The sequence below is a fragment of the Pseudomonas azotoformans genome (assembly GCF_900103345.1).
Taxonomy (GTDB): Bacteria; Pseudomonadota; Gammaproteobacteria; order Pseudomonadales; family Pseudomonadaceae; genus Aquipseudomonas; species Aquipseudomonas azotoformans.
In genome coordinates this window covers 5,135,026-5,155,616 of record NZ_LT629702.1, presented here as the reverse complement: position 1 = coordinate 5,155,616, position 20,591 = coordinate 5,135,026, and the positions used below count along the sequence as shown (strand labels likewise).

The window sequence follows — 20,591 nt, the reverse complement described above, 5'->3', positions numbered from 1 at the left end:
AGTCAGTAGGCATCCTGCCCTGTCCACGTCCCATCAGGCCTGTGCAGCCAGCCCGTTTGTTGTGGGTATAGCGCCCTGCTCTGTTGGCAGGATCAGTTGATCGGGCACGGTGCCGTGCCATTTTTTCGCACACAGGTAATACAGCGCTGCGGGCAGTACCAGGCCGATGATCCAGGAGATATCCACATCACCCAGCGCGGCCACCAAGGGACCTGTGTAGAACTTGGTGGAGATGAACGGCAACTGCACCAGCACGCCGAACACATACACGCTGATCCCCAGCAGGTTCCAGCGCCCGTAGCGACCGTTCGGGTCGGCCAGCGCTGGTACGTCATAGCGCTCGCGGGTGATGCAGTAGTAGTCCACCAGGTTGATCGCGCTCCAGGGCGTGAAGAACGCCAGCAGGAACAGGATGAAGGACTTGAACGCCCCCAGGAACGAGTGCTGGCCGAGCAATGCGATCAAGGTCGCCGTGCCGACAATCGCCAGCACGAACACCAGGCGTTGCAGGCGCGTGACCTCCAGGCGACCACGAAAGCCGCTGACGATGGTCGCGATGCACATGAAACTGCCGTAGGAGTTCAGCGTCGAAATGGTGACCTTGCCGAACGCGATGCTGAAGTACAGCAGCGCAGCGGTAGCGCCGGTGCCGCTCAGGCCCACGATGTAGGCCACTTCATGCCCGGCGAACTGACCGTTGGACATGGCCGCGGCAAACACGCCGAGGACCATCGCCACCTGCGCGCCCACCACCGATCCCGCACCGGCGGCGAAAAAGGTTTTCACCGACGAGGTCTTGCTCGGCAGGTAACGCGAATAGTCCGCCACGTACGGGCCGAAAGCGATCTGCCAGGAGGCCGCGAGCGACACCGCGAGCAGGAAACTGCTCCAGCTGAAGTGGCGGATTTGCAGGAGCGCGCCCACATCGGTCTGGCTCATCAGACGGCTGAACAGGTACACAAAAGCGATCACGCCAATCACGCTGGCGACACGCCCGATGAAATGAATCACCCGGTAGCCGAGCACCGTGACCAGCACAATGACGCTGGCAAAAATCAGGATGCCGACGCTGTCGCTGACCCCGAACAGCTGGCCCAGCGCCTGCCCCGAAAGCACGGTGCCAGTGGCGGTGAAGCCCAGGTACATCAGGCACACCAGCACGATCGGAATGGCCGCGCCATACACACCGAACTGCACCCGGCTGGAGATCATCTGCGGCAGGCCCAGCTTGGGCCCTTGCGCCGCATGCAACGCCATGACCCCACCGCCGATCAGTTGACCGATCAACAGACCGATCAACGACCAGAACACATCACCGCCCAGCACCACGGCCAAGGCCCCGGTGACAATCGCGGTGATCTGCAGGTTGGCGCCCATCCACAGGGTGAACTGGCTGAACAGACGACCGTGTCTTTCCGCTTCCGGGATGTAGTCGATCGAACGCCTTTCGATCAACGGGGTGGTGTCATTTGCAGCCATGTCGGTTCAACCTCTGATGGATTGTTTTCTGGTTCACTGCAGATCAAATGTGGGAGCGGGCTTGCTCGCGAAAGCGGACTTTCAGTCAATGCATCTGTAGCTGACCCACCGTATTCGCGAGCAAGCCCGCTCCCACAAAAGCCCGCTCCCACATTGGGTTACTTGATCATGGGCAGATTGAGGCCCTGCTCTTTGGCGCAGTCGATCGCGATCTGGTAACCGGCGTCTGCGTGACGCATCACGCCGGTGGCCGGGTCGTTGTGCAGCACGCGGGCAATCCGCTCAGCCGCTTCGTCGGTGCCGTCGCAGACGATGACCATGCCGGAGTGCTGGGAGAAGCCCATGCCCACGCCGCCGCCGTGGTGCAGCGATACCCAGGTCGCGCCACTCGCAGTGTTGAGCAGTGCGTTGAGCAGCGGCCAGTCGGACACAGCGTCGGAACCGTCCTGCATGGCTTCGGTTTCGCGGTTCGGGCTGGCGACCGAGCCGGAGTCGAGGTGGTCCCGGCCGATCACCACCGGCGCTGACAGCTCGCCGCTGCGCACCATTTCGTTGAACGCCAGGCCAAGCTTGGCGCGCTGGCCCAGGCCAACCCAGCAGATACGTGCCGGCAGGCCCTGGAAGCTGATGCGTTCGCGGGCCATGTCCAGCCAGTTGTGCAGGTGCGCGTCGTCCGGGATCAGCTCTTTGACTTTGGCGTCGGTCTTGTAGATGTCCTGCGGGTCGCCGGACAGCGCCGCCCAGCGGAACGGGCCGATGCCACGGCAGAACAGTGGGCGGATATAGGCCGGGACGAAACCCGGGAAATCGAAGGCGTTTTCCACGCCCTCTTCCTGGGCCATCTGGCGGATGTTGTTGCCGTAGTCGAAGGTCGGGATGCCTTGTTTCTGGAACTCGAGCATGGCTTTGACGTGCACGGCCATCGACTGCTTGGCGGCCTTGATCACGGCAGCGGGCTCGGTCTTGGCGCGGGCGCGGTATTCGTCCCAGGTCCAGCCGGCGGGCAGGTAGCCGTTGAGCGGGTCATGGGCGCTGGTCTGGTCGGTGACCATGTCCGGGCGTACGCCACGCTTGACCAGTTCCGGCAGGATTTCCGCCGCGTTACCCAGCAGGGCGATGGAGATGGCCTTGCCTTCCTTGGTGTATCTGGCGATGCGCGCCAGGGCGTCGTCGAGGTCGGTGGCTTGCTCGTCGACATAGCGGCTGTTCAGGCGGAAATCGATGCTGACCTGCTGGCACTCGATGTTCAGCGAGCAGGCGCCGGCCAGGGTGGCCGCCAGAGGCTGGGCGCCGCCCATGCCGCCGAGGCCGGCAGTCAGTACCCAACGGCCTTTGAGGTCACTGTTGTAGTGCTGGCGACCGGCTTCGACGAAGGTTTCGTAGGTGCCCTGGACGATGCCCTGGCTGCCGATGTAGATCCAGCTGCCGGCGGTCATCTGGCCGTACATGGCCAGGCCCTTGGCATCCAGTTCGTTGAAGTGTTCCCAGCTGGCCCAGTGCGGCACCAGGTTGGAGTTGGCGATCAGTACACGCGGGGCGTTGCTGTGGGTCTTGAACACGCCGACCGGTTTGCCGGATTGCACCAGCAGGGTTTCGTCGTCATTCAGATTGGTGAGGCTCTCGACGATCTGGTCGTAGCACTCCCAGTTGCGTGCTGCACGGCCAATACCGCCGTACACCACCAGTTCTTTCGGGTTCTCGGCCACTTGTGGGTCGAGGTTGTTCATCAGCATGCGCAGCGGCGCTTCAGTCAGCCAGCTTTTGGCGGTGAGCTTGGTACCGTGGGCGGCACGGATTTCAACGTCACGGTATTTTGTAGGCTTGGCTTTAGAAAAATCGGTCACGACTGGACTCCTCGGCATGATGCGCGAACATGGATGGTGCGAAGAGAGTCTTACGCACACATCTTTACTTGTACATACAAGCATATGCAATCGAGCGGCCAACTTTTTCGGCGAGGCGTTTGGATTTTTTTGGAAAGCGCGTGTGAGCCTTGAAAATCAAGGTGTCGAGGCGTGATGAAATTTCTTACGGGAGGCGTTAGTGGTTCGGCGGGGTTATCGCGAAAGGATAGTTTTGCGCCACGCTGGGGCATTCGGTAACAAAATGGTGCGCGCTCAGGAAACAGCTAGCAAGAACAGCGGGAAACAAATGTGGGAGGGGGCTTGCCCCCGATGGCGATGTATCAGTACCAGATAAGCTGGCTGACACACTGCAATCGGGGGCAAGCCCCCTCCCACTTTTTTTAACCGCGCCGGGTCAGTTCGATGATGCAACTGCGGCCGCTGACGGTGAGGTCCAGCAGGCCGGTGTTACCGTCGATTTGCAGGCAGTCGTGATGGCCCAGCTTGTGGTCCAGCACCTTCACTTCATCAGCCACGCTGAACACCAGCACGGTCTGCGCGGTACTGAAGAACCGCTGCACACCGTCCACCCATTGCAGCCTCGCGTGGTAACGCTGTGGCGAGTAGATCAGGTTGAAGTCGCGGATCGGCCCGGTGATCAAGCGGCATGCCACCTGGCTGTCACCCTTGAACGCAAAGGGTTGCAGCGGTAACAACCCGCGCTGCTCTTCGCCATCCACGGTCAGCACCATTCCGGCGCCCTGGATCACGGTGATGACACGCTGGTAACCGGCAAAGGTGGAAAAGCCACCCGACTCCGCGATATCCGCAATCGACAGACGCCAGCCAAAGCCATCCAGGCCGGCGCCGGCGTCACGGGTGATTTCTTCGGTGCTGCCACCGCCGTTTTTCCACGGCATGCGTACGTACTCGGCGGCGCGCCAGACTTTTACGCTGCTCATTTACTGAAACGTCCTTCCAGGCTATGACGGGAACCGGGGTGGATCAGACGCGCGGCGGTCACTGGCTGGCGACCCGACCAGGTGCGCCGGCGAATCAGCAGGCACGGCTCGCTGGGTTCGATCTGCAGCAGCTTGCACTCGGCAGCGTCGGCAAGAATGGCTTCGACCACATGCTCGCCTTCGGTCAGCGGCGCCACCTGGTTCAGGTAGGCGTAGGGCGTTTGCTGGGTGAAATCCTGTTGCAGGTATTCCGGCGCGACCAGGGCGTTGACGAAACGGTCTTCGATTTGCACGGGAATATCGTTTTCGAAGTGCACGATCAGCGAGTGAAACACCCGCCCGCCTTCGCGCATTTCCAGGGCAACGGCGCGCTCTGAACCGGCAGCCTCTTCTCCCAGGGTGATGACTTGGCAGGTGTGCCGATGCCCACGGGAGGCAATCTCATCGGCGATGTTGTGCACCTCGAACAGCGCCGACTGGCTCTTGGGTTCGGCGACAAATGTGCCGACGCCTTGCATGCGCACCAGCAAACCTTCGGCGGTGAGCTCGCGCAGGGCGCGGTTGATGGTCATGCGGCTGAAACCCAGCTGGCTGACCAGTTCGCTCTCCGAAGGCACGCGGTAGTGGGGCGGCCAGTTGCCGTTGAGAATCTGCTGGCTGATCATCTGTTTGACGCGGGCGTACAAGGGCGCCGGACTTTCGTCCATGTGGGCAGCCAGCGATGAGTTGGCGGGCGGAGTCGGCACAGGGAATCCTTGCAGGGGGAAAAGATGCATAGATTGCCGGAGTTTACCGAGCAGGCAAACGTCTGTATATGTATATACAAATAAACACACGACCGGGGTGCCTTGATCATGTCCGCTTTCTTTGCCGAACGCGCGCTGCTGCCTAATGGATGGGCCAATGATGTACGTCTTGAAGTCAGCGCCGATGGCTTGCTGACCAACGTTGAGGCCAATGCCAGTGCAGAGGGTGCCGAACGGATGAGAGGCCCGGTGTTGGCGGGCATGCCGAACCTGCATTCCCATGCCTTCCAGCGTGCCATGGCGGGATTGGCCGAAGTGGCCGGCAACCCGAATGACAGTTTCTGGACCTGGCGCGACCTGATGTACCGCATGGTCGGCAAGATCAACCCGGACCAATTGCAGGTGATCGCGCGCCAGTTGTACATCGAGATGCTCAAGGCCGGCTACACGTCGGTAGCCGAATTCCACTATGTGCACCATGACGTCAGCGGCCAGCCCTATGTCGATCGCACGGAATTGTCGCGGCAGATCAGCCAGGCGGCGGCTAGCAGTGGGATCGGCCTGACGTTGTTGCCGGTGCTCTACACCCATTCCGGTTTCGGCGGCCAGGTAGCTAATGAAGGCCAGCGGCGTTTTATCAACAGCACTGAAAATTACCTGGACCTGCAAGCGCGCCTGCAACCGATACTGACGGCGCAACCCGCACAGCAACTGGGCCTATGCTTTCACTCGCTGCGTGCCGTCACACCCCAACAAATCAACGAAGTACTGGCCGCCAGCGACAAGACCTGCCCGGTGCATATCCACATCGCCGAACAGCAAAAGGAAGTCGACGACTGCCTGGCCTGGAGCGGCAAACGCCCACTGCAATGGCTGTATGACAATGTCGACGTCGATGAACGCTGGTGCCTGGTGCACGCCACCCATGCCGATGCCGATGAAGTGACGCGCATGGCCAAAAGCCGGGCGATTGCAGGCCTGTGCCTGACTACCGAGGCCAACCTGGGTGATGGGATTTTCCCAGCGGTGGACTTTCTTGCCCAGGGCGGACGCATGGGCATCGGCTCCGACAGCCATGTGTCATTGAGTGTGGTGGAGGAGTTGCGTTGGTTGGAATATGGCCAGCGCCTGCGCGATCAGCGGCGTAATCGGTTGTATCGCAGTGATCAGCCGATGGTCGGGCGCACGCTGTTTGACGCCGCGCTGGACGGTGGTGCCCAGGCACTGGGCCAGCCGATTGGTCGGCTGGAAGTGGGTAAACGTGCGGATTGGATTGTCCTGGACGGTAATGACCCCTACCTGGCCACGGCGACTGAGGACGGAATTCTCAACCGCTGGTTGTTTGCCGGCGGTGATCGGCAGGTGCGGGATGTGCTGGTGAATGGAAAGTGGGTGGTGCGCGATGGGCATCATGCCGGCGAAGAAGAAAGCAGCCGAGCGTTCACACAGGTCTTGAGGGATTTACTCGGTTAAAAACGGTGGGAGGGGGCTTGCCCCCGATAGCGATGTATCAGAATCAGACGTGCTGACTGACACACTGCAATCGGGGGCAAGCCCCCTCCCACAATTGGATCGGTGGTGATCCAGAGTTATTGCGAAGTCTTCGCCATCTGCTTGTCCGACGTACGCCAGATCAACCGTGTGGTGTCATACCCTTGTTGCCGTGCCCTGCTCAGCAGGTCTTCGCGGGTGTCCGCATTGACCGTCGGCGTGCGTGACAGGATCCACATGTAACGACGGCTCGGGCTGCCCACAATCGCGGTCTTGTAGTCATCGCTGACATACAGCACCCAGTAATCGCCCTTGGCGACACCCGGCAGCAGCGAGGTGAACCAGTTATTGAATTCCACCCAGAGCTTGTCGGTCTTGCCCGGCACTTGCGGGGTGGCGGTGCCCTTGGCTTCTTCCCACTTCCACTCGGTCGTCAGGCAGCGGTTGAACACCGACATGTCGCCGTCAGGCAACAGGGTATAGCGGGCTTCGGACTGCGCACAGTTGCGCTGGAAGTACATTGGCAATCGGGCCAACTCATACCAGGTGCCCTGGTAACGCTTGAGGTTGACGTTGCTCGCTGTCTTGGGTTGCAGATCATCGCCAGAATGGCTGGCACAGCCCGCCAAAAACAGGCTGGCACAAAGGAACAAAACAAAACGCATCATTCTTCTTCTCCCGCAGGCTTGCGCCCCGGTTTACTTCAGGCCTTGCCCGGAAAACATCAGAACCTTGTCACCGGCATATTGAACGCTGATAAAGCTGTTTTTATCGCCCCATGTGCAACTGGACATGCCCAGTGCGCCGGAACAATCGGTCGGCTTGCCCAGCAACGACTCCACCTCAGCCTTGGCCATGCCAGCCGACAATTTTTGATAGTTTTCTTGGTTGACCTTGCTGCAAGCGGCCAACAGCACGCAAAAAGCCAGCAACGCGAGACGGCGTAACGACATGGAAACACTCCTGGAGGGACGAAGCAGCGTGGGTATCTGCCAGAAGCTTAGAAGGGAAAAGAGGTGTCTGGTTCCCGATGAGCAAAAACAAAAAAGCCCCGAAAACGCTGAAACGTTTCGGGGCTTCTTCAAGGGTGAACCGGCTCACAACAACGCCGGCCACTCGTCGCCGTAGCTTACTTCTTGTGGTAAGCCGTCACACGCTCAACTTCTTCCTTCGAACCCAGGAACACCGCCACACGCTGGTGCAGGCCTTCCGGCTGGATATCGAGGATGCGCTGGTGGCCGTCGGTGGACGCGCCGCCTGCCTGCTCAACCAGGAACGACATCGGGTTGGCTTCGTACATCAGGCGCAGTTTGCCCGGCTTGGACGGCTCGCGGCTGTCGCGTGGGTACATGAACAGGCCACCACGGGTCAGGATGCGGTGCACGTCGGCGACCATCGCGGCCACCCAGCGCATGTTGAAGTTTTTCTTCAGCGGGCCTTCTTCGCCTGCCATCAACTCGCCTACGTAACGAGTGACCGGTTCTTCCCAGTGACGCTGGTTGGACATGTTGATCGCGAATTCCTGGGTCGACGCAGGAATGGTGATGTCCTCGTGGGTCAGTACGAAACTGCCCATTTCACGGTCCAGGGTGAAACCCTTCACGCCGTCGCCCAGGGTCAGCACCAGCATGGTCTGCGGGCCGTAGATCGCGTAGCCGGCAGCCACCTGCTCGGTGCCTGGCTGCAGGAAGGCCTTTTCGTTCAGCGCTTCGTTCTGGCTCAGGTATTCGTTCGGGCAACGCAGTACCGAGAAGATGGTGCCAACCGGTGCGTTGATGTCGATGTTGGACGAACCGTCCAGTGGGTCGAACACCAGCAGGTACGCGCCTTTCGGGTATTTGCCGGGGATCTGGTAGGCATTGTCCATTTCTTCGGACGCCATGCCGGCCAGGTGACCGCCCCATTCGTTGGCTTCGAGCAGGATCTCGTTGGACAGGACGTCGAGCTTCTTCTGCACTTCGCCCTGCACGTTTTCAGTGCCCATGCTGCCCAGGACACCACCCAGTGCGCCTTTGGACACGGCGTGGCTGATTTCCTTGCAAGCACGCGCCACCACTTCGATAAGGAAGCGCAGATCGGCAGGCGTGTTGTTGCTGCGGGTCTGCTCGATCAAATAGCGACTCAAGGTAACGCGGGACATGTAAGGCTCCGAAGAATGGGGGGCTTGAAAACCCGCGCAGTTTAACGCGAGTCGGGGCGTATTTCCTCCTATCAGAGGATTTAAACCCAATAGAGTTCATGGACTTTATTTAACGTGCCGCCGGCGGCTTGCGCAGCAAACTGTAGGCCATGGCGCCCAGTGCCGCCACGCCGAGCAGCAGCACGGCCCAGAGCCCGAGTTTTTTCCAGTTCGTCCCGGCATCGGCAGCGGCTACCACCGCAACCGGCGTGACCGCGACTTCCCCGGCGACCTTGGCCTGCCCCAGCGTCTTGAAGCGCTCGGGTTTGTAGTCCGGAATCAGGGTCGACAGTGGCAAGCCCGCCGCCTTGGCCGACGCATTGCCCAGCGCCAGCGTAAACGGTGGCTCACCCCGCGCCAGGAACACCAACTGCGTGGCGCGCACCGCAAAGCGCAGGGCCGGCGCCTCGACGCCCAGGCCGCCACCGCGCTCATCCACCTGTAATTTGAGCTCGGCCACCGTTTGGCCCGGCAACTGCAGCTCATCCTGCACCACCTCCTGGCCATTCTGGGTCAGGCGATACAACAGACCATTGCTCAATGGTTGCCAGGCCTGCTTGCTATCCCTTCGACCGGATAACGTCACCGGCGCCAGCGTGTTGGCTTGCTTGAGCTCGATGCGCAAACGTTCGATGCTCACCCCCGCAGGCAACTGCCAACTGTACTCCCCGGCGCTGAGCCGCGTACCCGCCAGCGGCTGCGACCACACCAACGGCAGCGGCACGCTGCTGCGGGTAGCGCTCACCAGCTTGGCCGAGGTCAGCAACGGCGCCGCCTGGCCCTGCCAGACCAGCCGCAGGTAGCGCGCCGATTGCCCGGGCAAGTTCACGTCATGCTGCTCGACCCGTTCGTCGGCAAACGACAAGCGCGCCACCTGCCCATCGCCCCAGGCGTCCCAATGCTGCAAGTCATCACTGGCCTCGATGCTGAAACGCTGGAAGCCCTCTTGCTCGCGGCTCCAGTCCAGGCTCAATTGCTGCAAGGGCGCCTTGATCGCACTGGCGTCCAGCACCCAGCCGCGCAGTACTTGCTTGCCGGGTTTGGGTGCGTTCGAGGGTTTGATTTCCACCAGGGTGCCGGTGGTGGTGGCTTTCATCACCACGTCGGGCAGGGCTTGCTGGGTGTCGGCGGCGTACAGCGGGAACCACTTCACATCGGTAACTTCGCGGCTTTCGGTACGCTGCGACGCCTGGCGCGACAACGCATAGGCCTGGGGCTCGCCGGCGGCGTTGAACACCCGCACATCGGCGAGATCCGCCTGGCGCGCGTTCAATTGCACCGCCAGTGGCACCTCCAGGCGATACCAGGGGCCGTTGCCACTGACGCTCAGCGGCACCTGGGTGGTGAAGTCGGCGGGCGTTTCCTGCGCCCACACGGACAAGGTCGTACACAGGCCCAGCACGGCCACGCTCAACTTACCGATCAAGAGGATGCTCCTTCAGTTTCCAACACCGCGTCGGCGCGTTTGGGCGGCAGCGGCGCAAAGTAGCCCACCACCAGCAGCAACCCGCCCACGCCGATAAACGACACGATCCGCGCCAGCCCGCCACGGTTACTCAATTCGACAAAGAACAGCTTGGCCACCACCACCGCAATCAGCGCCGCGCCGATCAGCCACACTTCGCGGCGATGGCGCAGGTGGCCGCCGATCATCAGGCCGAGGGCGATCAGGGTCCAGACGATCGACAGGCCAGCCTGCACCAGCATCGACTCCAGCAACGCGTCCAATTGAAACGGCACGCCGCCCCAATGGTGGGCCGTGCGCATCACCAGCGCGGTAAAGAAGGCAAACAGCGAAAGCCCCGCGACACCTTGGGCGATCAACTCGGCACGCGGCCCGCGTAACGGCGCGACACTACGCGCACATAGATACACACCCAGCAGCGCAAAGAGCAGGCCCAGGTCCAGCGGGTTGATCAGCGGCACATAGGGCAGCGGCCTGGCGGTGCCGTCGCTGAAGCTGTTCGCCAACCAGAACCAACCGAGCATCAGCACCGCCAATGGCACGGCCGCCAACACGCGATATTCCCTTGGGTACGCCGAAACCGGCCATGGCCAATGACGCGGCGCGGCCGCCAGCATGAGGTAGAGACTTGGCAGGATCGCCCAGCCCAGCCAGCGCCAGGCATTGTATTCGGCAGAGAACCTGAGCAGACCGTAGCGTAACTCCAGCGCCAGCATGCCGATCAGCATCCAGCAGCCGAGCACGTGGGCCACGCTCAACGCGTTGGCGGGAACGATCGTCGCCAAACGCCGCAACGAGATGAAATGCACCACGAAGACCGCCGGCCACGCCAGCCAGCCGTACTGCGCCGCCGGGTGGTAGTAGGTATGCGCACACACCAGCAGCACCACACCCACCGCCGGCATCAGCAACGTACACAGCACGCCCAGCGATACCCACTTCAGGCGCGCAGCCAGCAGCGCCCAGATCGCCACGCTGATCGCCGCGCATCCCAGCAGGAACGCACCCAGTAATTCCTGCGGGATAAACCGCAACACTTCGCCGGCCAGCGCCAACGTCCACCACGCCGCGCCCCACACCAACAGCACGTCGGACAGCCGCTGCAGCTTCAACGCGGCAAACACCGGCGCATGGGGTCCACGCTGCAAGCGCCAGGCGCCGACCAGTGCCGCCAGGCCCAGCACCATCGGTGTCCAGAAACCGCTGTGGGCCAACGGGCGCAACCCCTCGCCAGACAACGGCCCCAGCAACTCGGGCACCGCCAGCAGGAACGAGCCGCCGCCGACCACTTGCAGCAGCAGGCCGAACACAAAGCTGACGCGTTGTTGCAGGTACAGGCTCAGCCAGATGATCAGCAAACCGCTGGCCGCCCAAACACCGCTGGCACTTTCCCACGGCAGCACGAACAGCACCGCGAGGTTGATCAGCACCAGGCCCGCCAACAGCACCACCGACAACCCGCGCAACAGCCGCACGTCACTGCGCACCAGGTCGTCACGCGCCGCCAGCAGCATGCCGCCGATCAAGGCCAGGCCGATCAGCGACGCCGTGAGCAAACCGCTCCAGCCTGCGCTGAACACCGCCGCCCCGTCGCCACCTTGCAAACGCAGCAGAAACAACGCGCCGCCCAGCAATTGCACAGCGAACGCGGTGAACAGGAAGGTGCGCGAACCGATGCGCAGCCCGACGAACAACGTTGCCAGCCCGGCAATTGCCCAGCTGACAGCCGTGCCTTGGGTATTCAACAGCAAGGGGGCAAGCAGGTACAAAAAGCTCAAGCCCAGGCTCGCCAACACCGGCAGGCCTCTGCGTTCCCAATCCGCCGCCTGCTCAGTAGATGCCTTGCGCAGTTGATCAAAGCTGAACAGCAGCGCCGCGCCCAACAGTAGTGCGCCCAACGGTGCGCCATCCAGCAAGCTGTGCTCACCGATGCGCAGCTCACTGAGGAACGCCAGCGCCGAGCCCAGTTGCAACAACAGACCGAAGGCGCGTGCCAGCGGTCGCTGTTGACGCAAACCGAGCCAGAAGATCCCGGCGCCCTCCACGGCCCAGGCGGCAGCGGTCCAGCGCGCATCGAGGCCCAGCGGGATCGCCAGGCTGGCGAAAATCACGCCCAGGGCCAGGCACGTCTCCGCCAGCAACAAGGCGCGGCCGCCGCTCAACAGTCGCGCCAACCCCATATAAATAATGCCCAGGCCGAGGGCGCTGAACGCCGCTGCGAACTCCAGGTGCTGCACCAGCGCAAACTGCAAGCCAAAGCCCACCAGCGGCGGGCCGAACAGCATGCTGCCGTCGACATAATCCCCCTTGGCCGCCGACCAGCGCAGCAACGCATCACGGCTGTCATCCTCGGGCGCGTCGCGCATCTCCAGCAATTTGCGCCGGGCGAACAACAGGCCGATGGCCAGGTACATCAGGAAAAACAGGATCAGGAACGGCTCGGTGCTCCACAGCAGCTCCGGCGTGTAGGAACGCATGCCCCACGCAAAACCGATACCAAAGGTGCCGACAAAACCGATCAGGTTGAGCAGGCGCCAGGCCTTGAACCAGGCGATGGCGAGGATGCCCGCATTGAGCAGGGCAAAATAGCTGAACAGCGCCACATGGTTGCCAGCGCCGGTGGACGTCAGGATTGGCGCGGCAAACCCACCCAGCGCCGCCGCGCAGGCCAGGCCCAGCGCATCCTGGGTAATCGCCAGGATCGCCGAGAACACGGTGACGGCCACCAACAGGCCGAGTGCGGCACTGGGGTCGATCAACGGGTGCAAGCGCATCGCGGCAAACACCGTGAGGTACAGCACGGCAATCCCGGTGCCCTGCAGCATCAACCCGTAGTTGCTGTTGCGCAGCCGCAACCACCAGCCCAGGCCCAACAGGCCCAACGCAGCCGCCGCCACACCGGCATAACGCAGCTCGATCGGCACCACCATGCCTTCGGTGGCGTAACGCAGCAGGAATGCCAGGCCGAGGAACAGCAGCACCACGCCGACGCGCAGCACGGTATTGCCGCCAAACAGCCAATTGCGTGCGCCGCTGAGGGCGCGCTCGATGAGGTTGGGGCCACGCGGGATGGCAGGCTCTTCAGGGGACGGCGACGGAACCGGAGCCCAAACATCATCGGGCAGCGGCTGGCTCGGTTCGGCGACCATGGCCACGGGTGTCAGCTCGACGGGTAACTCCCAAACCAGCTCGGGCGCTTCGACGACAGGTGCGGGCTCGACAATGGCGGGCTCGACAAAAACACTGGCAGCTGCGGGGGTGGGCACTTCCAATTGCCGCAGGCGCTCACCCAGCGCTATCAGCGACTTCTGCGTGGTTTCCAACTGACGCGCCTGTTGGTCCGCCTGGGCCGACAGCTTCGCCAGGCGGATCGCCTGGCCAATGCCCAGTCCCAACAGCGCACCGATGCCCGCATCGCTGAACGACTCATCGAGCGTCCAGCCGAGCACCAGGCCAATCAGCATGAAAATCCATTGCATGGTCGATATTCCCTAGGCAAACCGGCGCCCAGTATATCGACGCGCGCCCAATGTGGGAGGGGGCTTGCCCCCGATAGCGGTGTACCAGTCGACATATCTGCAAACTGACAGGCTGCTATCGGGGGCAAGCCCCCTCCCACATTTTTGGATCAGCAATGTTTAGTCGAGGGCTTTCCAGATCTCGGTCGCGTACTCCCTGATGGTCCGGTCCGAGCTGAACCAACCCATCCGCGCCGTATTCAGCACCGCCGAACGCCACCACGCCTTGGAATCATGCCAATGCGCCTCGACCCGTGCCTGGGCGTCCCAGTACGAATCGAAGTCGGCGCATACCAGGAAACGGTCGTAATCGACCAACCCGTCGATCAACCCCACATAGCGGCCCGGATCATCCGGCGAAAACACCCCGCCCCGGATCGCTTGCAGCACATCGTTCAATCGATGGGAGGCGGCGATGTCCGGCCCGGCATTGAACTCCCCGGCGTGCTTGCGGGCTTCCACCTGTTGCGCGCTGAGGCCAAAGATAAACATGTGCTCGGCACCCACGCGCTCATGCATCTCCACGTTGGCGCCGTCCATGGTGCCGATGGTCAGCGCGCCGTTGAGGCCGAACTTCATGTTGCTGGTGCCTGAGGCTTCGAAGCCGGCGGTGGAAATCTGCTCCGACAAGTCCGCCGCCGGAATGATGCTTTCCGCCAGGCTGACGTTGTAGTTGGGCAGGAACACCACTTTGAGCAGGCCGCGCACGGTCGGGTCGTTGTTGACGGTGCGGGCGATGTCGTTGGTCAGTTTGATGATCAACTTGGCCTGGTGGTAACTGGCTGCCGCCTTGCCCGCGAAGATCTTCACGCGCGGCACCCAGTCGGTGCCCGGTTCGGCACGGATCGCCTGGTACAGCGCCACGGTATGCAGCAGGTTGAGCAGTTGGCGCTTGTATTCGTGGATACGCTTGACCTGCACGTCGAACATCGCCGCCGGGTTGACCGCAATGCCCAGCCGCTCGTGGATGATGTCGGCCAGTGCACGTTTACTGTGCAAACGTTGTTCGGCAAACGCCTTGCGGAAGGTCTGTTTCTCGGCAAACGGCTCCAGCTCTACCAATCGCTGCTCGGGCTTGTCGAGAATGTCCGGGCCGAGCGCCTCCACCAACATGGAAGTGAGCTTGGGGTTGGCCTGGTACAACCAGCGGCGGAAGGTGATGCCGTTGGTTTTGTTGTTGATGCGCTCCGGGTACAGCTTGTGCAGTTCGGAGAACACCGTGCTGCGCATCAGTTGGGTGTGCAAGCCGGATACACCATTGACGCTGTGGGAGCCGAGGAACGCCAGGTTACCCATGCGCACACGGCGGCCGTTGTCTTCTTCGATCAGTGAGACGGCGCGCAGCACATCGAAATCGTGGATGCCTTTGGCGCGCAGCGAATCGATGTGCTGGGCGTTGATCAGATAAATGATCTGCATGTGCCGGGGCAGCATGCGCTCCATCAGACCTACAGGCCAGGTTTCCAATGCTTCAGGCAACAGCGTGTGGTTGGTGTAGGAAAGGGTTTCAACAGTGACGTCCCAAGCCGCCTCCCACGGAATGTCGTGCAAATCCACCAACTGGCGCATCAACTCGGCCACGGCGATGGACGGGTGAGTGTCGTTGAGCTGGATCGCCGCGTGCTCGCCCAGGCTCAGCACCGAGCCGTGCATGTTCTTGTGACGGCGCAGCAAGTCCTGCAACGAGGCGGAGACGAAGAAGTATTCCTGGCGCAGGCGCAGTTCCTGCCCCGCTTCGGTGCTGTCGGCCGGGTAGAGCACCCGGGAGATGCTTTCGGCACGAGCCACCTCGGCGACGGCGCCCAGGTGGTCGCCGGCGTTGAAGCGCTCCAGGTGCAGGTCTTCCACGGCACGGGCGCGCCACAGGCGCAGGGTGTTGACGCTGGCGCCACGCCAGCCGACCACCGGAGTATCATAGGCCACGGCCCGCACGGTTTCGTTGGGCGACCACACCTGGATCATCTTGCCGGAGGCGTCCGCCAGGGTTTCGACGCTGCCGCCAAAGCCGATCGGGTAAATCACTTCGGCCCGCTCGAACTCCCACGGGTTGCCGAAATCCAGCCAGCGCTCGGTCTGCTCTTGCTGCCAGCCATCGACTATCGCCTGGCGGAACAAGCCATGCTCATAACGAATGCCATAACCATGGCCGGCAATGCCCAGGGTCGACATGCTTTCCATGAAGCACGCGGCCAGGCGGCCCAGGCCACCGTTGCCGAGCGCCGCGTCGGGCTCCAGCAGGCGGATGCGCTCCAGGTCTACACCCAGCTCGGACAGCGCTTCGCGCGCAATCTCCAGCACGCCGAGGTTGCTCAGGCTGTCGTAGAGCAGGCGGCCGATCAGGAACTCCAGGGAGAGGTAGTAAACGCGTTTCTGGCCTTTGCGGTAGATACGCCGCGTATGGTTCATCCAGTGGTCGACCATCTGGTCGCGGGCGGCCAGGGCAATGGCTTCGAACCAGTCATGGTCGAAGGCGTGATCCGGGTCCTTGCCCACCGCGTAGGTGAGTTTGGTCAAGACGGCATCGCGGAATGCGGCTACCTCTGCTTCTCGTGCAAGTGGTTCCTGAGACATCAATTGCGACCTCGGGCGAGATAGAAGGAGTTGCTAGAGCCTAGACGGTCTGACAGACGGTAGACGCGCTGGTTCGGCAGTTTTTTAACTCATTCATCGTTGCGTGAATTAGATGCAGGGGTCGTGCCCGATCAGCCTTTGAGCTGAAACCCAGAAAATATTGTTCAAAAAATCACCAATCCCGGTATGATCGCGCGCCCGGACACAGCCCCACCTTTTGGAACCCTGATGAAGCCTCAATTGATCGCCGCCGCGGAACTCGACCGTCTTGAAACGTGGCAGAAATATTCCGCGCATATGTGCGGTGGTTGCGTGTCCAGCTGCTGCACGCTGCCGGTCGAAGTGAAGATCAAGGACCTGATCCGCATTGGCATCGTCGATGAATTCGAGCGTGGCGACCCGCCGAAGAGCATCGCCAAGCGCTTGCAGAAGGAAGGCATCGTCGAGCGCTTCAATTCCAAATCCGAGATTTTTACCTTGCAGCGCATGAGCAACAACGACTGCCTGTACCTGGATCGTAAGACGCGCTTCTGCACTATTTATGACAAGCGCCCGGACACCTGCCGCAACCACCCGAAAATCGGGCCGCGTCCGGGGTATTGCGCGTACAAGCCGAAGGAAGTGGTGCGCGAGACCAAGTTCAAGACCCTCGACAAGTTCTGATCAACCGCCCGATCGTTCCCACGCTCTGCGTGGGAATGCAGCCCAGGACGCTCCGCGTCCGCCGGTAAAAGCGGTACGCAGAGCGTCCCAAGAGGCATTCCCACGCAGAGCGTGGGAACGATCAGGCAAAAAAAAACGCCCCCGGTCTTTCGACCGGGGGCGTTTTTCATTCAGCCTGAGTTAACTCAGTTCTTGGCTTTCTTGGCAGCGCGGGTACGCTCGCCTTCGTCCAGGATCTTCTTACGCAGGCGGATCGACTTAGGCGTGACTTCGCACAGCTCGTCGTCCTGGATGAATTCCAGGGCCTGTTCCAGGGTGAAGCGAACAGGTGGAACCAGAGCGATGGTTTCGTCTTTGCCCGAAGCACGCATGTTGTCGAGCTTCTTGCCTTTGGTTGGGTTGACGCCCATGTCGTTGTCACGGCTGTTCAGACCAACGATCTGACCGTTGTAGATCTCTTGACCGTGTTCAACGAACAGCTTGCCACGCGCCTGGAGGGTTTCCAGGGAGTAGGTCAGTGCCTTGCCGGTTTCTACCGATACCAGAACACCGTTCTGACGGCCGGACATGTCGCCGGACTTCATGGTGTCGTAGCGATCGAAGATCGAGGTCAGGATGCCAGCACCGTTGGTCAGGGTCAGGAACTGGTTACGGAAACCGATCAGACCGCGAGCAGGGATGTTGTATTCCAGACGCACACGGCCTTTGCCATCCGGCACCATGTTGGTCAGGTCGCCTTTACGCAGGCCCATCTCTTCCATGACCTTGCCCTGGGATTCTTCAGGGGTGTCGATGGTGACGTTTTCGAACGGTTCCTGCTTCACGCCGTCAACCTGACGGATGATCACTTCAGGACGACCAACACCCATTTCGAAGCCTTCGCGACGCATGGTTTCGATCAGTACCGAGAGGTGCAGTTCACCACGGCCGGATACCTTGAACTTGTCAGCCGAGTCGCCTTCTTCAACGCGCAGTGCAACGTTGTACAGCAGCTCTTTGTCCAGACGTTCCTTGATGTTACGGGAAGTCACGAACTTGCCTTCTTTACCGCAGAAAGGCGAGTCGTTTACCTGGAAGGTCATGGAAACGGTTGGCTCGTCAACGGTCAGAGGCTTCATCGCCTCGACGTTGTCCGGCTGGCACAGGGTGTCGGAGATGAACAGCGAGTCCATACCGCTCACGCACACGATGTCGCCAGCGAAAGCTTCTTCAACGTCGATACGGTGCAGACCGTGGTGACCCATCAGCTTCAGGATACGACCGTTACGCTTCTTGCCGTCGGCGCCGATAGCAACAACCGGGGTGTTCGGCTTGACGCTACCACGAGCGATACGGCCAACGCCGATAACACCCAGGAAGCTGTTGTAGTCCAGTGCCGAGATTTGCATCTGGAACGGGCCTTCACGGTCTACTTTCGGCGCAGGTACGTTGTCGACGATCGACTGGTACAGCGGGGTCATGTCTTCAGCCATGTCGGTGTGTTCCAGACCGGCAATGCCGTTCAGGGCCGAGGCGTAGACGACTTTGAAGTCCAGCTGTTCTTCGGTGGCACCCAGGTTGTCGAACAGGTCGAAGATCTGGTCCAGAACCCAGTCCGGACGCGCGCCTGGACGGTCAACCTTGTTGATGCACACGATCGGACGCAGGCCGGCTTCGAAGGCCTTCTTGGTCACGAAACGGGTTTGCGGCATAGGGCCGTCTTGAGCGTCAACCAGCAGCAGAACGGAGTCAACCATCGACATTACGCGTTCTACTTCGCCGCCGAAGTCGGCGTGGCCCGGGGTGTCCACGATGTTGATGTGGTAGCCGTTCCAGTTGATAGCGGTGTTTTTCGCCAGGATGGTAATGCCGCGCTCTTTTTCCTGGTCGTTGGAGTCCATCACGCGCTCGTCGTTGAGCTCGTTGCGCTCCAGGGTGCCGGATTGACGCAGGAGTTTGTCTACCAGGGTGGTTTTACCATGGTCAACGTGAGCAATGATGGCGATGTTACGTAGATTTTCGATCACTTGTGTATCTCGATCAGAGGATTCGGTGTGCTGACAGGTCGTGGCAGCGATTAACAGTAGAGTCAGGCCTTGCCGTTACAGCTTGACGGCAGAGTCGGGGGGCCGGTGACGCAGGCCACAGGCAAACAGCCCCGGGCTCTTAGCTCGGTCGATAAACGCGCACATTGGCATGCCCCTCACTGAGCAAATGGTGGGCATGCAGGCGACTCATCACGCCTTTGTCGCAATACAGCAGGTACTGACGGCTGTTATCCAGTTCCTTGAAACGCGCGTTCAATGCATAGAACGGCAACGTTTGTACGTCGATGCCGGCGATTTCCAGCGGCTCATCCTCAGCGGCGTCCGGGTGACGGATGTCGATGACGATCTGGCCGGCCAGGGCTTCGCTGACTTCTTCGATCTTCACATCCTGGCCCAGTTCGTCGATCACGCGATCGATCGGGACCAGCTTGGCGTTCTCGAGCGCACGCTCCAGAATCGCCATGTCGAATTCTTTCTCTTCATGCTCCACGCGGTGACGCTTGGCGTGGGTCTTGGGGTTCACCGAAATGACCCCGCAGTACTCAGGCATGTGCTTGGCGAAGTCGGCGGTGCCGATTTCTTCTGCCAGGTCGATGATGTCCTGCTTGTGGCTGGCGATCAGTGGGCGCAGTACCAGCTTCTCGGTAACGCAATCGATAATCGACAGGTTCGGCAGCGTCTGGCTCGATACCTGGGAGATCGCTTCACCGGTGACCAGCGCGTCGATCTGCAATTGGTCGGCGATCCGCGAGGCAGCGCGCAACATCATACGCTTCAATACCACGCCCATATGACCGTTATCGACTTTGCCGAGAATTTCGCCCAGCACTTCCTCGAACGGTACGCTCACAAATAGCACGCGCTGGGAGCTGCCGTACTTCTTCCAGATAAAGTGCGCAACTTCCATCACGCCCAATTCGTGTGCACGCCCGCCCAGATTAAAGAAGCAGAAGTGGCTCATCAGGCCGCGACGCATGATCTGGTAAGCGGCAACCGTGGAATCGAAACCGCCAGACATCAAGACCAGGGTCTGTTCCAGGGCGCCCAGCGGGTAGCCGCCGATGCTGTTGTGCTGGCTGTGGATCACAAACAACCGTTGGTCGCGAATTTCCATGCGCACTTCAATTTGCGGCGCTTTCAGGGAAATTCCGGCGGCGCCGCACTCGCGACGCAGCTTGCTGCCGACGTATTTCTCGACGTCCATGGAGCTGAAAGTGTGCTTGCCGGCCCGCTTGCAACGCACCGAAAAGATCTTGCCTTCAAGCTCACTGCCGTAGTGCTGCTTGCACTTCTCGGTGATGTCGTCGAAGTCGCCCAGCGGGTACTCATCCACCTGCAGGAAATGCGCGATGCCCGGCATGCAACTCAGGCGCTCGGTCATGTCCTTCAAGGCTTTAGGCTCGGTGACACGGGTTTCCAGCTCGAGGTTGTCCCACACGCCGTTCACCACCACAGCCGGGTCCAGATCGCGGAGCACGGCACGGATGTTCTTGGCCAACTGACGGATGAAACGCGTCCGTACCGGTCGGCTTTTGATGGTGATCTCGGGGAAGACTTTAACGATTAATTTCATGGAAACAGCGCGCGCCGGGCCTGCTGAAAAAGGGGGGCGCGGATTATAGCGGAAATCGCTCAAGGTTTAACCA

General features: G+C 61.2%; 14 protein-coding genes. 2 read left to right on the top strand and 12 right to left on the bottom strand.

Annotated features, from left to right (window positions below; translation table 11 throughout):
• Positions 1 to 33 precede the first annotated feature (33 nt).
• The 4 genes from BLR69_RS23435 to hutC form a co-directional block, all read right to left on the bottom strand.
• A complete protein-coding gene (locus tag BLR69_RS23435; protein ID WP_058423710.1) occupies positions 34 to 1,479 on the bottom strand; it encodes a purine-cytosine permease family protein in 1,446 nt (481 codons plus the stop codon).
• 158 nt (positions 1,480 to 1,637) lie between these two features.
• Positions 1,638 to 3,341, bottom strand: coding sequence for a urocanate hydratase (gene hutU / locus BLR69_RS23430; protein ID WP_071497070.1), 1,704 nt, complete (start codon positions 3,339 to 3,341; stop codon positions 1,638 to 1,640).
• 383 nt (positions 3,342 to 3,724) lie between these two features.
• Entirely contained in the window at positions 3,725 to 4,285 is a 561-nt protein-coding gene (locus BLR69_RS23425) for a HutD/Ves family protein (RefSeq protein ID WP_071497069.1), read from the bottom strand.
• Complete coding sequence (gene hutC, locus BLR69_RS23420) at positions 4,282 to 4,992, bottom strand: histidine utilization repressor (RefSeq protein WP_173668614.1); 711 nt, start codon at positions 4,990 to 4,992, stop codon at positions 4,282 to 4,284. Before hutC ends, BLR69_RS23425 begins: the two co-directional genes overlap by 4 nt.
• A 147-nt stretch (positions 4,993 to 5,139) precedes the next feature.
• On the opposite strand from hutC, the gene BLR69_RS23415 reads away from it, so the two are divergent.
• Positions 5,140 to 6,504 carry a formimidoylglutamate deiminase gene (locus BLR69_RS23415; protein ID WP_071497068.1) on the top strand — a complete coding sequence of 455 codons (1,365 nt, stop codon included), beginning with the start codon at positions 5,140 to 5,142 and terminating at the stop codon, positions 6,502 to 6,504.
• A gap of 116 nt (positions 6,505 to 6,620) precedes the next feature.
• On the opposite strand, the gene BLR69_RS23410 is transcribed toward BLR69_RS23415, so the two are convergent.
• The 6 genes from BLR69_RS23410 to BLR69_RS23385 form a co-directional block, all read right to left on the bottom strand.
• Complete coding sequence (locus tag BLR69_RS23410; protein WP_058423714.1) at positions 6,621 to 7,190, bottom strand: lipocalin family protein; 570 nt, start codon at positions 7,188 to 7,190, stop codon at positions 6,621 to 6,623.
• Between the two features lie 30 nt (positions 7,191 to 7,220).
• Complete coding sequence (locus BLR69_RS23405; protein ID WP_033897714.1) at positions 7,221 to 7,475, bottom strand: lipoprotein; 255 nt, start codon at positions 7,473 to 7,475, stop codon at positions 7,221 to 7,223.
• A gap of 176 nt (positions 7,476 to 7,651) precedes the next feature.
• A complete protein-coding gene (locus BLR69_RS23400; protein ID WP_071497067.1) occupies positions 7,652 to 8,662 on the bottom strand; it encodes a class 1 fructose-bisphosphatase in 1,011 nt (336 codons plus the stop codon).
• A 109-nt stretch (positions 8,663 to 8,771) separates the two neighbouring features.
• Positions 8,772 to 10,124 carry a DUF3999 domain-containing protein gene (locus tag BLR69_RS23395; protein ID WP_071497233.1) on the bottom strand — a complete coding sequence of 451 codons (1,353 nt, stop codon included), beginning with the start codon at positions 10,122 to 10,124 and terminating at the stop codon, positions 8,772 to 8,774.
• Positions 10,124 to 13,645: a DUF2339 domain-containing protein gene (locus BLR69_RS23390; protein ID WP_071497066.1), complete on the bottom strand. Its 3,522-nt coding sequence runs from the start codon at positions 13,643 to 13,645 to the stop codon at positions 10,124 to 10,126. Before BLR69_RS23390 ends, BLR69_RS23395 begins: the two co-directional genes overlap by 1 nt.
• A 159-nt stretch (positions 13,646 to 13,804) precedes the next feature.
• Positions 13,805 to 16,255: a glycogen/starch/alpha-glucan phosphorylase gene (locus BLR69_RS23385; RefSeq protein ID WP_071497065.1), complete on the bottom strand. Its 2,451-nt coding sequence runs from the start codon at positions 16,253 to 16,255 to the stop codon at positions 13,805 to 13,807.
• 228 nt (positions 16,256 to 16,483) lie between these two features.
• On the opposite strand from BLR69_RS23385, the gene BLR69_RS23380 reads away from it, so the two are divergent.
• Positions 16,484 to 16,918, top strand: coding sequence for a YkgJ family cysteine cluster protein (locus BLR69_RS23380; protein WP_071497064.1), 435 nt, complete (start codon positions 16,484 to 16,486; stop codon positions 16,916 to 16,918).
• Positions 16,919 to 17,103: 185 nt separating this feature from the next.
• Here the strand turns inward: BLR69_RS23380 and typA are convergent, their stop codons facing one another.
• Entirely contained in the window at positions 17,104 to 18,924 is a 1,821-nt protein-coding gene (gene typA, locus BLR69_RS23370; protein ID WP_003217997.1) for a translational GTPase TypA, read from the bottom strand.
• 139 nt (positions 18,925 to 19,063) lie between these two features.
• A complete protein-coding gene (thiI, locus tag BLR69_RS23365; RefSeq protein WP_071497063.1) occupies positions 19,064 to 20,518 on the bottom strand; it encodes a tRNA uracil 4-sulfurtransferase ThiI in 1,455 nt (484 codons plus the stop codon).
• Positions 20,519 to 20,591: the final 73 nt, after the last annotated feature.

Excerpts from the sequence above, each read along its gene's own strand:
- BLR69_RS23410 (WP_058423714.1), bottom strand. The coding sequence starts at position 7,190 with ATGATGCGTTTTGTTTTGTTCCTTTGTGCCAGCCTGTTTTTGGCGGGC.
- BLR69_RS23400 (WP_071497067.1), bottom strand. The coding sequence starts at position 8,662 with ATGTCCCGCGTTACCTTGAGTCGCTATTTGATCGAGCAGACCCGCAGC.
- hutC (WP_173668614.1), bottom strand. The coding sequence starts at position 4,992 with ATGGACGAAAGTCCGGCGCCCTTGTACGCCCGCGTCAAACAGATGATC.
- BLR69_RS23435 (WP_058423710.1), bottom strand. The coding sequence starts at position 1,479 with ATGGCTGCAAATGACACCACCCCGTTGATCGAAAGGCGTTCGATCGAC.
- BLR69_RS23415 (WP_071497068.1), top strand. The coding sequence starts at position 5,140 with ATGTCCGCTTTCTTTGCCGAACGCGCGCTGCTGCCTAATGGATGGGCC.
- BLR69_RS23425 (WP_071497069.1), bottom strand. The coding sequence starts at position 4,285 with ATGAGCAGCGTAAAAGTCTGGCGCGCCGCCGAGTACGTACGCATGCCG.
- BLR69_RS23385 (WP_071497065.1), bottom strand. The coding sequence starts at position 16,255 with ATGTCTCAGGAACCACTTGCACGAGAAGCAGAGGTAGCCGCATTCCGC.
- thiI (WP_071497063.1), bottom strand. The coding sequence starts at position 20,518 with ATGAAATTAATCGTTAAAGTCTTCCCCGAGATCACCATCAAAAGCCGA.
- BLR69_RS23390 (WP_071497066.1), bottom strand. The coding sequence starts at position 13,645 with ATGCAATGGATTTTCATGCTGATTGGCCTGGTGCTCGGCTGGACGCTC.
- BLR69_RS23405 (WP_033897714.1), bottom strand. The coding sequence starts at position 7,475 with ATGTCGTTACGCCGTCTCGCGTTGCTGGCTTTTTGCGTGCTGTTGGCC.
- hutU (WP_071497070.1), bottom strand. The coding sequence starts at position 3,341 with ATGCCGAGGAGTCCAGTCGTGACCGATTTTTCTAAAGCCAAGCCTACA.
- BLR69_RS23380 (WP_071497064.1), top strand. The coding sequence starts at position 16,484 with ATGAAGCCTCAATTGATCGCCGCCGCGGAACTCGACCGTCTTGAAACG.